This is a genomic window from uncultured Microbacterium sp. (assembly GCF_964244775.1).
Classification (GTDB): domain Bacteria; phylum Actinomycetota; class Actinomycetes; order Actinomycetales; family Microbacteriaceae; genus Microbacterium.
Genome location: NZ_CAXTJR010000011.1, coordinates 41779 through 55637 on the forward strand (window position 1 = coordinate 41779; position 13859 = coordinate 55637).

Annotated in this window: 13 protein-coding genes; 8 read left to right on the forward strand and 5 right to left on the reverse strand. The window is 68.0% G+C overall.

Features of this window, described 5'->3' with window-relative positions:
- Positions 1-28: 28 nt before the first annotated feature.
- Entirely contained in the window at positions 29-994 is a 966-nt protein-coding gene (locus ACFE6Z_RS14455; RefSeq protein ID WP_375386399.1) for a transketolase family protein, read from the reverse strand.
- Positions 994-1872 (reverse strand): transketolase, encoded by an 879-nt coding sequence (locus ACFE6Z_RS14460; protein ID WP_375386400.1) that lies wholly within the window; start codon positions 1870-1872, stop codon positions 994-996. Before ACFE6Z_RS14460 ends, ACFE6Z_RS14455 begins: the two co-directional genes overlap by 1 nt.
- Before the next feature lie 192 nt (positions 1873-2064).
- Between ACFE6Z_RS14460 and ACFE6Z_RS14465 the strand changes: the two genes are divergently transcribed.
- The 5 genes from ACFE6Z_RS14465 to ACFE6Z_RS14485 all read left to right on the forward strand — a co-directional run bounded on the left by ACFE6Z_RS14465 (position 2065) and on the right by ACFE6Z_RS14485 (position 6707).
- On the forward strand, positions 2065-2634 hold the full coding sequence (locus tag ACFE6Z_RS14465; RefSeq protein ID WP_375386401.1) for a MarR family winged helix-turn-helix transcriptional regulator: 570 nt from the start codon (positions 2065-2067) through the stop codon (positions 2632-2634).
- A gap of 220 nt (positions 2635-2854) precedes the next feature.
- A complete protein-coding gene (locus ACFE6Z_RS14470; RefSeq protein ID WP_375386459.1) occupies positions 2855-3661 on the forward strand; it encodes a methylenetetrahydrofolate reductase in 807 nt (268 codons plus the stop codon).
- 12 nt (positions 3662-3673) lie between these two features.
- A complete protein-coding gene (gene purU, locus ACFE6Z_RS14475; RefSeq protein ID WP_375386402.1) occupies positions 3674-4558 on the forward strand; it encodes a formyltetrahydrofolate deformylase in 885 nt (294 codons plus the stop codon).
- Between the two features lie 63 nt (positions 4559-4621).
- Positions 4622-6034, forward strand: a complete 1413-nt coding sequence (locus tag ACFE6Z_RS14480) for an aminomethyl transferase family protein (RefSeq protein ID WP_375386403.1) — start codon at positions 4622-4624, stop codon at positions 6032-6034.
- 91 nt (positions 6035-6125) lie between these two features.
- Positions 6126-6707 carry a PadR family transcriptional regulator gene (locus ACFE6Z_RS14485; RefSeq protein ID WP_375386404.1) on the forward strand — a complete coding sequence of 194 codons (582 nt, stop codon included), beginning with the start codon at positions 6126-6128 and terminating at the stop codon, positions 6705-6707.
- Here ACFE6Z_RS14485 and ACFE6Z_RS14490 read toward each other — a convergent pair.
- On the reverse strand, positions 6704-7669 hold the full coding sequence (locus ACFE6Z_RS14490) for a serine hydrolase (protein ID WP_375386405.1): 966 nt from the start codon (positions 7667-7669) through the stop codon (positions 6704-6706). The genes ACFE6Z_RS14485 and ACFE6Z_RS14490 overlap by 4 nt on opposite strands.
- An 82-nt stretch (positions 7670-7751) precedes the next feature.
- Positions 7752-9713, reverse strand: a complete 1962-nt coding sequence (locus tag ACFE6Z_RS14495; protein ID WP_375386406.1) for a M13 family metallopeptidase — start codon at positions 9711-9713, stop codon at positions 7752-7754.
- Positions 9714-9781: 68 nt separating this feature from the next.
- Here ACFE6Z_RS14495 and ACFE6Z_RS14500 point away from each other — a divergent pair, with 68 nt between their 5' ends.
- Positions 9782-10333 (forward strand): isochorismatase family protein, encoded by a 552-nt coding sequence (locus tag ACFE6Z_RS14500; RefSeq protein WP_375386407.1) that lies wholly within the window; start codon positions 9782-9784, stop codon positions 10331-10333.
- A 23-nt stretch (positions 10334-10356) separates the two neighbouring features.
- The gene (locus ACFE6Z_RS14505) at positions 10357-11679 is read left to right on the forward strand and encodes an MATE family efflux transporter (protein WP_375386408.1); all 1323 of its coding nucleotides are present in this window, start codon (positions 10357-10359) and stop codon (positions 11677-11679) included.
- A 5-nt stretch (positions 11680-11684) separates the two neighbouring features.
- Here ACFE6Z_RS14505 and ACFE6Z_RS14510 read toward each other — a convergent pair whose 3' ends face one another.
- Positions 11685-12332: a TrmH family RNA methyltransferase gene (locus tag ACFE6Z_RS14510; protein WP_375386409.1), complete on the reverse strand. Its 648-nt coding sequence runs from the start codon at positions 12330-12332 to the stop codon at positions 11685-11687.
- Positions 12333-12539: 207 nt separating this feature from the next.
- On the opposite strand from ACFE6Z_RS14510, the gene ACFE6Z_RS14515 reads away from it, so the two are divergent.
- Complete coding sequence (locus ACFE6Z_RS14515) at positions 12540-13850, forward strand: Nramp family divalent metal transporter (protein ID WP_375386410.1); 1311 nt, start codon at positions 12540-12542, stop codon at positions 13848-13850.
- Positions 13851-13859 lie beyond the last annotated feature (9 nt).

Here is a 13859-nt window from a genome sequence, read left to right on the forward strand (position 1 = left end):
GAGGTTTCCGGCGGTGGGGGTGCGGGGGTCAGTCGCCGGCGGCGATGGCCCGGCGAGTGGCGGCGATCGTCGCAGACAGGCCGTAGCCGTGTTTGTCGCGCAACTGCTCGTCTTCGCCGAACCCGGCGTAGACCTGCGGGATGCCGAGGCGTTCGAAGGCGGTGAGGTGGATGCCCCGGTCGGCGATGACGTCGGCCACGCGTGATGCGAGACCTCCATAGGCGAGGTGATCCTCGAGGATCACGAAGCGCCCGCCGGTCTCGTCCGCGCACTGCGCGATCAGGTCCTGATCGATCGGCTTGAGCGTGAACATGTCGACCACCCGCACCGAGAAGCCCTCCCTCTCGAGCTCGTCCGCGGCCTCTAGCGCCTGCGCCACTACCGTCCCGTGCGTGAAGATCGTGGCATCCGTCCCCTGCCGGGCGATGATGCCCTTGCCGATGCGGATGTCGTGCTGGCCGGGCTCGTAGAGCACCTTGTCCTTCTTGCCGACGGCGAGGCGGATGTAGATGGGCCCCTCCATCGACATCGACTGCCGGAGGATCTCGCCGACCATCAGCGGGTCGCCGATGGAGGTGACGGTCATGTTCGTCAGGGCGCACATCAGCGCGAGGTCTTCGACCGCGTAGTGGGTCGAGCCACCGTTGCCGACGAGGCCGCCGTGGGTGCCGATGATCTTCACCGGCAGATTCGGGTAGCAGACGTCGCTGCGCACCTGCTCGAGGGCGCGCATCGAGAGGAACGGGAGCATGCCCGAGACCACCGGGATGTTGCCGTCGTAGGCGAGGCCCGCGGCGATGCCGACGCTGACCTGCTCGGCGAGTCCGACATCGAGGAAGCGGTCGGGGTACTTGTCGCGGAACTCCACGAGCGTCGCGCCGATGTCCGGCGTGATGACCCAGAGGTTCGGATGCTCCTCGCCGAGCTCTGCGAGGGTCGACCCGATCACAGATCGGGCGGAGAGCATCTCTCCGAAGGTGAAGGTGACGGGCATCAGACGGACTCCTTCTCGCGGGAGGCCTGCAGCGCGGCCATTGCGCGTTCCAGGTCGGCGGCGCCGAGCGAGCCGGCGTGCCAGGCGAGGTTGTGCTCCATGAAGTCCACGCCCTTGCCCTTGACGGTCTCGCAGATGACGACGGTCGGACGATCGGCGCTGGTCGGCGGCAGGGCATCGATCGCCTCGACCAGCTCGCCCATGTCGTGGCCGTCGATGTGCACGACGTTCCACCCGAACGCCGCCCACTTGTCGGGATAGGGCTCGAACACGACCCGCTCCTCGGCGAAGCTCGTCATCATCTGCCGGTTCCGGTCGACGAACGCGACCAGGTTTCCGAGCTCGTTGCTGCGGGCTGCCATCGCGGCCTCCCACACCGATCCTTCGCCGGTCTCGCCGTCGCCCAGCAGGCACACGACCCGGTGCGACTCTCCGCGGCCTCGGGCGCTCAGGGCCATGCCCACCGCGATCGGCAGGCCGTGACCGAGCGATCCCGTCGAGCACTCCACACCCGGCAGCTGCACTTTGCACGGGTGCATCCCGTACGCGCTGTCGAGCTGTCCATAGGTGTCGACGATCCCCTCGAACGAGAAGAAGCCGCGCATCGACATCGCGATGTACATGCAGACCGCCGCGTGGCCTTTGCTCAGCACGAAGCGATCGCGCGCCGGGTTGCGCAGGTCGGTGGGATCGACCTGCAGGCCGTAGTGGAAGAGGGCGGTGAAGATATCGGCCGCCGAGAGGTCGCCGCCGATGTGGACGGCTCCCTCGTAGTTGCCGCACAGGTACAGCAGTTTCGATCGCAGCTCGAATGCCAGGTCTTCCAGCTCTTCGACGGTGTGCGTATCACCCACTGTCTGCAGGGTCTGATCGCCCATCACATGTCTCCTCGTCGTCGGAACGCGTCGACGAGGGGCCGGCTGTGCGGTCTCCATCGACATTCGCTCGTGATCTGATCCGGACTGCCGGATGCTCACGTTGCGACAGTAACACGATACGGTTTACAAGTAAACAGGAATGTGTATAAACCTGTTTAGGGATGCTGCTATGCTCTCGTCACGGATTTCTCCGTGATCCGGCGCTGGATGGGAGTGCGGTTGGCAGGCGAGGTGGATGACCTGGGCGGCCCTGTATTCCTCGGCGCCGCGGAAGTCATCACGGAGCCTCTGAGAGACGTCGTCGACAGCGAGAACTTCACGCCCCGCCTGCTGCACCTGATCTCGAATGCCCTGGTGTGGCGAGAGTCGCGACTGCTGCGCAACGAGTTCAACCTCGGCACCAACGACTGGCGGGTGATCTCGGCCATCTCGATCCGGCCCGGGGCGACTTCCACCGAGATCTCGGAGTTCGTGGCCATGAACAAGGCCATCGTCTCCAAGAGCGTGAACACGCTGATCGCCCGCGAGCTCATCGTGCCCGCCGACGGCAGACGCGGATCACGTCACCTCTACCTCACCCGCGCCGGGGCGGACATGCACGATCGGATGAAGCCGATCTCGCTGCAGGGTCAAGAGATCGTCCTGTCCGATCTCACCGCCGACGAAGTCGCGCAGCTCAACCATCTGCTGGTGCGCCTGCTGAAGCAGACACCGGATCTCTCGCCGACGCTCGACGCGGTCGGGAGCGCCGAGCAGGACTGATCGGGCCTCTCCCGGCGCCGCCACGACGGCGCTCGGGCGAGGTGATGCCTCTCTCTTTCCTTGCCTATGGACATTCCCTATGGCTATAGGTATATTCATCCTCAGGAGCGCGATGACGCGATCCGGCTGAGAGTGGAAAGGACCCCGATCAGTGGCACACACGACCCCCGCACCCGATAAGGCTGCAGCGCGAGCGCTCATCTCCGACTTCTCGCTGGAGATGACCGGCAAGGATGTGCCGGGCCTCCTCGAGGCGAAGGACTCGATTCCCCTCGGCACCCGGATCAACGTCACGTTTCTGGGCAACGAAGATCTCGGGATGCGCGTGTCCGCCGCCAAGACCGTGCGCGAACTCGGCTTCATCCCGGTGCCGCACATCTCCGCCCGTCGGCTGCAGTCGCGCGCGCAGCTGGAGGAGTTCCTCTCGGCCCTGCAGGAGGTGGGCGCGACCGACCAGGTATTCGTCGTCGGCGGTGATCCCAGCACTCCGGAAGGACCGTACGAGGATTCCTTCGACGTCATCCGCACCGGCCTGCTGCGCGACTACGGCGTCACGCACGTCAGCATCGCGGGCTACCCGGAGGGCCACCCCGACATCTCCGACGAGAAGCTCTGGAAAGCACTCGACGACAAGTCGTGGTCGCTGCGCGAGCAGGGACTGGATGCCACGATCCTGACGCAGTTCGCGTTCGACACCGATCCGGTGATCACGTGGATCAATGCGGTGCGAGCACGCGGCATCGACACCCAGATCCGGATCGGCACGCCGGGCCCCGCAGGTATCAAGCGGCTGCTCGGCTTCGCCCGCCGGTTCGGCATCGGAGCCAACGCGATGATCGTGAAGAAGTACGGCTTCTCGCTGACCAACCTGATGGGCACCGCCGGTCCCGACAAGTTCGTCACCGACCTGTCCGGACTCCTCGCCGCAGACCCTTCGGCCGGCACGGTGAAGCTGCACTTCTACACGTTCGGGGGCCTCAAGGCGACCGCCGACTGGGCACACGCCTACGCCGCCGTCCAGTCCTGACAGGGTTGTCTCATGACTGTGCACACCACCGCGCTCGCAGATCGCGCCTGCCTGATCGTCCATGGCCCCGACCAGCCCGGAATCGTCGCCGCCGTGACGGCGCTGATCACCCGCAATGAGGCGAACATCGTCAGCCTCGACCAGTACTCCGACGACCCGGAGGGCGGCCACTTCTTCCAGCGGGTCGTGTTCCATCGCCGCGACCTCTCAGCCGTCCTCCCCGACATCGAGGCCGACCTGCAGAGCACCCTCGAGCCGTACGGCATGACCTGGCAGCTGACCGACCAGTCGATACCGAAACGGATGGCGATCCTCGCCTCGACGAGCGATCACTGCTTGCTCGAGCTCCTCTGGCGCCACCGTCACGGCGAGCTGAACGTGACCATCCCGATGGTGATCTCCAACCACACCAACGTGGCCGACGACGTCCGCTCCTTCGGCATCCCGTTCTTCCACATCCCGTCGCAGGGGCCGGACAAATCCGAGGCCGAAGGTCGCATCCTCGAGCTGCTCACCGGCAACGTCGACTTCGTCGTGCTGGCCCGCTACATGCAGATCATCTCGGAGGATTTCCTGGACGCCGTCCAGGTGCCGGTGATCAACATCCACCACTCCTTCCTGCCCGCCTTCATCGGCGCCGCCCCCTACCGCAAGGCCAAGGAGCGCGGCGTGAAGCTCATCGGCGCGACCTCGCACTATGTGACGAAAGAGCTCGACGAGGGCCCCATCATCGAGCAGGACGTCGCACGGGTGAACCACGCCATGGACGCCGCCGCCCTCCAGGCACGCGGGGCCTACGTCGAGCGCGCCGTGCTGTCGCGCGCCGTCCAATGGCACGCCGAAGACCGCGTCATCCGGCACGGCAACCAGACCATCGTCTTCACCGACCGACCCTGACCGAATGGATGCCTCGGGCCGAGGCATCCCCCTTTCCACAACACAGAGAAACCGAGGTTCATCGTGGCACCCAGGAACTTGCAGGAAGTCATAGACGCGGCAGGAAATCCCGTCGAACTCCTGCGCAACTCGCAGATCGGCTCGTACATCTACCCGGTCGTGCCGGCCGACTTCCAGAACTGGATCAAGGAGCAGAAGGCGTGGCGTGACACGGCCGTGCTCTACGACCAGTCGCACCACATGGACAACGTGTTCCTCAAGGGCTCGGACGCCATCAACCTGATCTCCGACACCGCGATCAACTCGGTGGCCAACTTCCCCGTCGACAAGGCCAAGCAGTACGTTCCGACCACAGCCGCGGGCCACGTCATCGGCGACGGGATCCTGTTCCGCGAGGGTGAAGACGAATACACGTACGTCGGGCGCGCGCCCGCCTCCAACTGGCTGCTGTACCACGGCGAGACCGGTGGATACTCGAACCTCGAGGTCACCGTCGACCGCCGTTCGCCGTCGCGCCCCTACGGGCACGAGGTCAGCCGTCGGTACTACCGCTTCCAGATCCAGGGGCCCAACGCGTGGCAGGTCATCGAGAAGCTCAACGGCGGCCCGCTCGAGCAGCTCCGCTTCTTCACCATGTCGACGATGACGATCGACGGCACCACGGTGCGCACCCTGCGCCACGGCATGGCCGGTGCGCCGGGCCTGGAGATCTGGGGCCCGTACGCCGATCACGACCGCATCTGGACGGCGATCGTGACCGCCGGCGCCGAGTTCGGGCTGCTTCCGGTCGGATCGCGCGCCTACCCCTCGAACACGCTCGAGTCGGGCTGGATCCCCTCCCCGCTCCCCGCCATCTACACGGGTGAGGCCGAGCGCGCCTACCGCGAATGGCTGCCCGCCGACGGCTACGAGGCGACCGGGACGCTGGCCGGGTCGTTCGTCTCGGACGACATCGAGGACTACTACCTGACTCCGTGGGAGCTCGGCTACGGGTCGTTCGTCAAGTTCGACCACGACTTCATCGGCCGCGATGCCCTCGAGAAGATCGACCCCGCTTCGCAGCGCAAGAAGGTCACGCTCGCGTGGGACGCAGACGACCTCGGCAAGGTGTGGACCTCGCTCCTGAACGTCGACGGCCCGAACTACAAGTTCTTCGACCTGCCGCTCGCGAACTACGGCTCGGCGAACTACGACGCCGTGGTGGATGCCGATGGCACCGTCGTGGGCTACTCGATGTTCACCGGCTACAGCGCCAACGAGCGCCGCGGCCTGTCGCTCGCCACGATCGACCCGAGCGTGCCCGAGGGCACCGAGCTCAAGGTCGTCTGGGGCGAGCCGAATGGCGGCACCACCAAGGCGAGCGTCGAGCCCCACGAGCAGACCGAGGTCCGCGCCGTGGTCAGCCCGGTGCCCTACTCGACCGTCGCCCGAGCGACCTACCAAGGCGGCTGGCGCACGCAGTACAAGTCCGAGTAGACCCGCCAATAGGCTCGAGGGGGTTCAGCGGCTGCGGTCACTGGACCCCCTCGCACTATTTTCCGACCGATGAGCTGATCAAGGAGTGCCGGTGAGCCTGCGCTACGCCCTGCTCGCGCTGCTGCGCGTCGGCCCGCTCTCGGGCTACGACCTGCAGAAAGAGTTCACGCTGTCGGTCGGGCACGTGTGGCACGCCCCCGATTCCCAGATCTACCCCGAACTGCGCAAGATGCAGCTCGACGGCCTCATCGAGGGCGAGGAGCAGACCCGCGGAGTGCGCGGTGTGCGCCGGGTCTACCACGTGACGGATGCCGGAGAAGCGGCCTACCTCGACTGGCTCGAGTCGCCGCTGGACTATCAGCGCGTCCGTGATCCCGCCCACCTGCGCGCTGCCTATCTCGAGAGCGCGACCCCGGAGGGAGCACGCCGGTTCCTGCAGGCGCACATCGCCCAGTGGGAGAGCGAGCTCGAGCAGTGGGTCACCGAGCTCTCCCGCATCGACGCCCGCGCCAACCCGATGCTCAAGCGTCGCCTGGAGGCGACGCCCGAGTCCGAGCACGTGCGCACCGTCGCCTTCAAGCGCTTCGCGTACGAGGGCCTGGTCGAACGCGCCCGCATCGAGATCGAGTGGGCCCGTCGCGGCCTGGAGCTGATCGACCGGCTCGACGGTTAGAAGACGTACTCCATCAGGTCGAGGCCGAGCACGCGGAACGCCTCGTGCGCCCGCAGCCGGTGCGAGATCGACAGGTCGTCGAAGCACACGATCAGCGCGTACGAGACGCCTGCCCGAGGCCCCGCGAGCACACCCGCTTCGACGCGGATGCCGGCATCCCGCCCCGTCTTGTTGATGAAGAGCAGCCCGTGCTCGTCGTTCTCGTGCGTGAACGGGTCGAGCCCGGTCGCCGCGGCGACCAGCGACAGGTCGTGGTTGAGGCTCAACCACTCGGCGACCTGCGCCGACACGCCGGCCGAGACGACCTGCGAGTTGACGAGCGCGGCGAAGATCTCGGCGAGCTCCCGCGCCGAGCCGAGCGCCACCTGCGGTGCGTCATCGGGCCCGCGCTGATCACGGAAACCGTCCAGGAGTGCGAAGCGCGCAAGGCCGAGCTGCTCGATCCGCGCCCGGACCGCGGGAAGGCCCACGCGGTGGAGCAGCGCGTTGGCCGCGGTGGCGTCGCCCGCCGCGCCGGTGAGGACGGCGAGGTCGGCCAGCGGCAGTGCGGGCGCTTTGAGGTGCTGCCATATCCCGCCGACCGTGACCGGCGGCACCGAGCTGCGCTCGATGATCTCGAGCGGGTCGAGCGCGCCCGATTCGAAGGCGGCGGCGAGCTCGATGAGCAGCGGCACCACTCCGAGCCCGGCGACCGGCAGCGTGACGAAGTCGTCGCCGCTGAGCACCGAGGTGCCGCGATCGAGGTCGTTGATGCGCACCGAGACCTTCGCGCCGGAGGCGGCGAGCCCGTCGAGCGCGGTGAGGGTGGAGGTGAACGACCGGCGACCGGCGGCCGCGCGACGCGGCAGTCGTCTGTTGCCTCGGCGCGAGGTTCGCGCAGGGTCGTGCTCACGCGATGAAAGGGATGGTATCTGCAGGGGCGGCGAGGCCGGCGAGTCGAAGGGCTCAGGGGGCATGCCCACGAGCGGGGTCCTTCCGATGGGGGAACGCAGTGGCGGGGGTCGGGGAATCGGGAGTTCGGGTTCCGTCATCCTCGGTGTGCGATCACCAGATCGTGACGCGCTTGCTCTCGTCGAGCCAGAGCTGGTCGGATTCGGTGACCCCGAAAGCATCGTAGAACGCGTCGATGTTGCGCACGATCTGATTGCATCTGAATTCGTTGGGAGAATGCGGGTCGATCGTCAGCAGGCGGATCGTCTCAGCATCCCGTCCCTTCTGCTGCCAGATCTGCCCCCAGCTGAGGAACAGTCTCTGGATGCCGGTGAATCCGTCGATTTCCGGGGCTTCGGCGCCGCGCAGCGACAGCTCATAGGCCTTCAGCGCGATGCCCAGGCCGCCGAGGTCGCCGATGTTCTCGCCGATGGTCAACTCGCCGTTCACCGTATTTTCATCCGCGAGCCCCACGGGCACCAGCGCGTTGTACTGCTCTATCAGTGCCTTCGTGCGCTCCTCGAACGCCTCGCGATCAGCATCCGTCCACCAGTCGCGCAGCGACCCGTCGCCGTCGAAGCGGCTGCCCTGGTCGTCGAAGCCGTGGCCGATCTCATGACCGATCACGGCGCCGATCCCGCCGTAGTTGGCTGCGGCATCGCGATCGGGCTCGAAGAACGGGTACTGCAGGATCGCCGCCGGGAACACGATCTCGTTCATGAGCGGGTTGTAGTAGGCATTGACCGTCTGCGGCGTCATGAACCACTCGTCGCGGTCGATCGGCTGGCCGACCTTGCCGAGCTGCCTGTCGTGCTCCCAGATGTGCGCGCGACGCACGTTGCCGACCAGGTCGGACGCGTCGATCTCGAGGGCCGCGTAGTCCTTCCAGGTGACGGGGAAGCCGATCTTCGGAGTGAAGGCGTCGAGCTTGGCGAGCGCACGCTCACGGGTCTCGGGGGTCATCCACTCGAGCGCCGCGATGCTCTGGCGGTACGCCTCGACGAGGTTGCCGACCAGCTCGTCCATCGCGACCTTGGCGGCCGGCGGGAAGTGGCGTTCGACGTAGACCTTGCCGACGGCTTCGCCGAGAGCCGCCTCGACCAGGCTCACGCCGCGCTTCCACCGCTCGCGGTTGACCGGTACGCCGGTGAGCTGCGTGCCGTAGAAGGCGAAGTTCTCGGCGACGAACTCGTCCGAGAGGAACGCGGCGGCGGAGTGCACGATCTTGAACCGCAGCCACGCCTTCCAGTCATCGAGTCGCTCTTCCGCGAGCACCGCGCCGAGACCCTGGACGAAGCTCGGCTGGTACACGTTGACCTCGGTGAACGCGGCGGCGTGATCAGCGGCGATGCCTTCGAGCCACGGCTGGAGGTCGACGCCGGCGAGGGCCAGCAGGTCGTCCCACGACATGAGGTTGTACGTGGCGACGGCGTCGCGGCTGCGCACGTTGTCCCAGTGGTGGGTCGCGAGGTCGGCTTCGATCCCGACGACGCGGTCTGCGGCATCCGATGCGTTCTCGATGCCGGCGAGGGCGAGGATCCGCTCGATGTGCTCGCGGTACGCGATGCGCGTCTCGGTGAAGTTCTCGAGGCGGTAGTAGCTCTCGTCGGGCAGCGACAGGCCGCCCTGGATGAGGAACGGCACGTAGCGCTCGGGGTCACCCGGATCGGGTTCGACGTACAGCTCGATGAGGCCGCTGACGCCGTCGCGCTCGAGCGTGCCGATCGTGCGCAGGAGCGAGGGGATGCTGTCGATCCCGTCGACGAGCGCGAGGTTCTCCGCGAGCGGCGCGGCGCCCAGCTCGGCGATGCGCTCGGTGTCGAGGAAGCTCGCATAGAGGTCGCCGATCTTGCGGGTCTCGGTGCCCGGTTCGGCGTCCTGCGACTCTTCGATGATCGTGCGAACGTGCTTCTCGGCCTGCTCGGCGATGAGGTGGAACGACCCCCAGCGCGCCTTGTCTTCGGGGATCTCGGTGCGCTCCAGCCACTGTCCGTTGACGTGGCGGAAGAGGTCGTCCTGCGGGCGGATCTCGGCGCTCAGATCGTCGAGCGCGAGACCGGTTCGGGGCTCGGTCATCCGTCAAGGATATGCGTCTGGATGTCGGACGCCGCCGGTATCGTCAGGAGAAATGAGAGGACCTTGCTATGACGACGCTTCCCGACAGAGAGAACACCGCGCTGCTCGTGGTCGATGTGCAGCATGACGTGGTCTCCGACGCGTACGAGCGCGACGCGGTCGTGGGCCGGATCCGCGGGCTGGTCGATCGCGCGCGCGGCGCGGGCGTGCCGGTCGTGTGGGTGCAGCACTCCGACGAAGAGCTCGTGATCGACGAGGCCGGCTGGCAGATCGTGCCCGAGCTCGTGCCCGCCGAGGGCGACGCCCGGGTGCGCAAGGAGTACGGCGACTCGTTCGAGGGCACCGATCTCGAAGAAGTGCTCGCGCGCCTCGCAGTGGGGCGCCTCGTCGTCGCCGGTGCCGAGACCGACGCCTGCATCCGCTCGACGATCCACGGTGCGTTCGCGCGCGGCTACGACACGATCCTGGTGGGCGACGCGCATACGAGCAACGACAAGTCGCAGTGGGGCGCGCCGTCACCGGCCGATGTCACCGCGCACACCAACCTGTACTGGTCGCACCAGGCCGCGCCCGGTAAGACGGCAGGCGTCGTTGACGCGGAGGACGTCGAGTTCTCCTGACCCACCCCGCTTAGGCTCAGACCGTGAGCACCGGCCACACGCTGAACCGCGACATCCTGCGGCTCGCGGTGCCCGCGCTCGGGGCGCTGATCGCCGAGCCGCTGTTTCTCATCGTCGACTCGGCGCTCGTCGGGCACCTAGGCGTCGTGCCGCTCGCGGGGCTCGGAATCGCCTCGGCGGTGCTCCAGACGATCGTCGGGCTCATGGTGTTCTTGGCCTACTCCACCACCCCGGCGGTCGCCCGGCGGTTCGGCGGGGGCGATCCCTCGCGCGCAGTGTCGGTGGGGATAGACGGGATGTGGCTGGCCCTCGGGCTCGGTGCGGTGCTCGCGCTCGTCGGGTATGTGACGACACCGTTCCTCGTCGGGCTCTTCGGCGCGGGTGCTGAGGTCTCGGAACAGGCCGAGATCTACCTCGGCCTGTCGATGTGGGGCCTGCCCGCGATGCTGATCGTGTTCGCGGCCACCGGTCTCCTCCGCGGCATGCAGGACACCGTCACTCCCCTGTGGATCGCCGGCCTCGGCTTCGCCGCCAACGCGCTGCTCAACTGGCTCCTGATCTACGGGTTCGGCTGGGGTATCGCAGGATCGGCCGCCGGAACGGTGCTGGCCCAGTGGGGCATGGTCGGCGCCTATGCGTACGTCATCGGGCGTCTCGCGCGGCGGCACTCGGCATCCATCCGTCCGCAGCGCGATTCAGTACGCGCATCGGCGCGGTCAGGCGGGTGGCTCTTCCTGCGCACGCTGTCGCTCCGGACGGCGCTGCTCGCGACGGTTGCGGTAGCGGTGGGGCTCGGCACCGGCGAGCTCGCCGGATGGCAGGTCGTGTTCACGATTTTCACGACCACCGCGTTCGCCCTCGACGCCCTCGCGATCGCCGCGCAGGCGCTCATCGGAAAGGGCCTCGGTGCCGGCGACCAGCCGCTCGTGCGGCGCGTGCTCGGCCGCACGGTCGCGTGGGGGGCGTGGTTCGGCGTCGCGGTCGGGCTCGTGGTCGGTGCGCTGTCGGGAGTCATCGGGATCGTCTTCACCGGGGATGCGGGGGTCGCCGCCCTGATCCAGCCCGCGCTCATCGTGCTGGCCGTGGCCCAGCCGATCTGCGGCATCGTGTTCGTGCTCGACGGCGTGCTCATCGGCGCGGGCGACGGCCGGTACCTCGCGGTGGCCGGCGTCATCAATCTCGTCGTCTTCGCCCCCGCACTGGCACTCGTGGCCGTGCTCTCACCGGACGGGTGGGCGGGCCTCGCCTGGCTCTCGGCGTCGTTCTTCGGCGTGTACATGCTCGCCCGGCTGGCGACGCTCGGCTGGCGCATCCGGGGCGCCGCCTGGATGACCGCGGGCGCCTGAGCCGGCTACGCCCAGCGGCGACACCACTCGTACATCACGACGGCGGCCGCCGCACTCGCGTTGATCGAGCGGGTCGAGCCGTACTGGGTGATCTCGACGATCCCGGATGCCGCGGCCAGCGCCTCATCGCTGAGCCCGGGCCCCTCCTGACCGAACAGCAGCACGCAGCGCTGGGGGAGGTCAGCGCGGTCGACCGGCACCGACCCGCCGACGTTGTCGACCGCGACGACGGGCAGCCCGGCCTCGGCCGCCCATGCGGCGAAGGACGCGACATCCGGATGATGCACGACGTGCTGATACCGGTCGGTGACCATCGCGCCCCGGCGGTTCCAGCGGCGGCGGCCGATGATGTGGACCGTGTCGGCGAGGAACGCGTTGGCGCTGCGCACGATCGAGCCGATGTTCATGTCGTGCTGCCAGTTCTCGATCGCCACGTGGAACGGGTGCCGGCGCTCATCGAGATCGGCCACGATCGCGTCCATCCGCCAGTAGCGGTAGCGGTCGATCACGTTGCGGGCGTCGCCGCCGGCGAGCAGGTCGGGGTCGTACCGCTCGTCGTCGGGCCACTCGTCGGGCCCGCCGGGCCACGGCCCGACGCCGACCGGAGCACTCGGCTCGTCCGGCTCTGCGGCGATCCGTTCGGTGTGACCCATCCGTCCACGGTATCGCGCGCGCCCGGCGTCTTCTCGCGGCGGGGTGTGCCATAACTCCGCCTGGGGCAGCGGCGGGAGGCGGGCCCTCGAGGTGCGGTGGGGTGAGCCCGCCGATGGCCGAGAAGTCGAGGAGGAGTTATGGCACAACGACGCGGCGTAGCCGCCATATTTCGGTGACCCGAAATATGAAGGGTATAGGATTTCGGTATGCCGAAAACTGCCGGGATGGAAGGACGGGTCGCCTCTGCCCGGCGCACCTCCGTGCCGCGGGTGGCCTGGCTCATCGGTCCCGCGCTGGTGGCCGGGGTCGCCTATCTCGACCCCGGCAACGTCGCGAGCAACATGACCGCAGGCGCGCGGTTCGGCTACCTCCTCGTGTGGGTCGTCGTGCTCGGCAACGTCATGGCGTGGCTCATCCAGTACCTCTCCGCCAAACTGGGCATCGTCACGGGTCAGAGCCTGCCGGAGGCGCTGGGCCGTCGCATCCGCAATCCCTGGGGCCGTCGCGCGTACTGGCTGCAGGCCGAACTCGTGGCGATGGCCACCGACATCGCCGAAGTGATCGGCGGCGCCGTGGCCCTGAACCTGCTCTTCGGGCTCCCCCTGGTCCTCGGCGGCGTGATCACCGGCGTCGTCTCGCTGGGCCTCCTGATCCTGCAGTCGCGTCACGGCGCACGCACGTTCGAGGTCGTCGTCATCGGCCTGATCGCGATCATCGCGATCGGGTTCACGTTCGGAGTCTTCGTCGCCCCGCCCGACGGCGCCGCCGTGCTCGGCGGGCTGGTTCCCCGCTTCGAGGGGTCCGGCTCGGTGCTGCTGGCAGCATCCATCCTCGGCGCGACCATCATGCCGCACGCCATCTATGCGCACTCCGCCCTCGCCCGCGACCGATTCCCCGCGCCGGCGGATGTCATGGGTGCGGAGCAGACCACGGATGCTGCGCTCGCACTCGCCCGCGGCATCCCCACCGCTCGCCTGCTCCGCGCGACCCGCTGGGACGTGAGCATCGCGATGATCATCGCGGGGACCGTGAATCTGTGCATCCTGCTGCTGGCCGCCGCCAACCTCGCGGGGGTCCGCGGGACGGATTCGCTGGAGGGCGCGTACGCCGCGCTCAGCGCCGGCATCGGTCCGGTCGTGGCCACCCTGTTCGCGGTGGGGCTGCTCGCCAGCGGACTGGCGAGCACCTCGGTGGGCGCCTACGCCGGCGCCGAGATCATGCGCGGCCTCCTCCATGTGCGCGTGCCGCTCCTCGCCCGCCGGCTGGTCACGCTGATCCCGGCGCTCATCCTGCTCGGCATCGGCGTCGATCCCACCGTGGCCCTGGTGCTGAGCCAGGTCGTGCTGTCGTTCGGCATTCCGTTCGCGCTGATCCCGCTCGTCGCGCTCACTGCGCGCGGCGACGTGCTCGGGCCCTTCCGCAACCGGTGGGGTACGACGGCGGCGGGGGTCGCAGCATCCGTCTTCCTCATCGCGCTCAACGGCGTGCTGCTGTGGCTCGTGATCAGCGGAACCTGAAGCACGCAG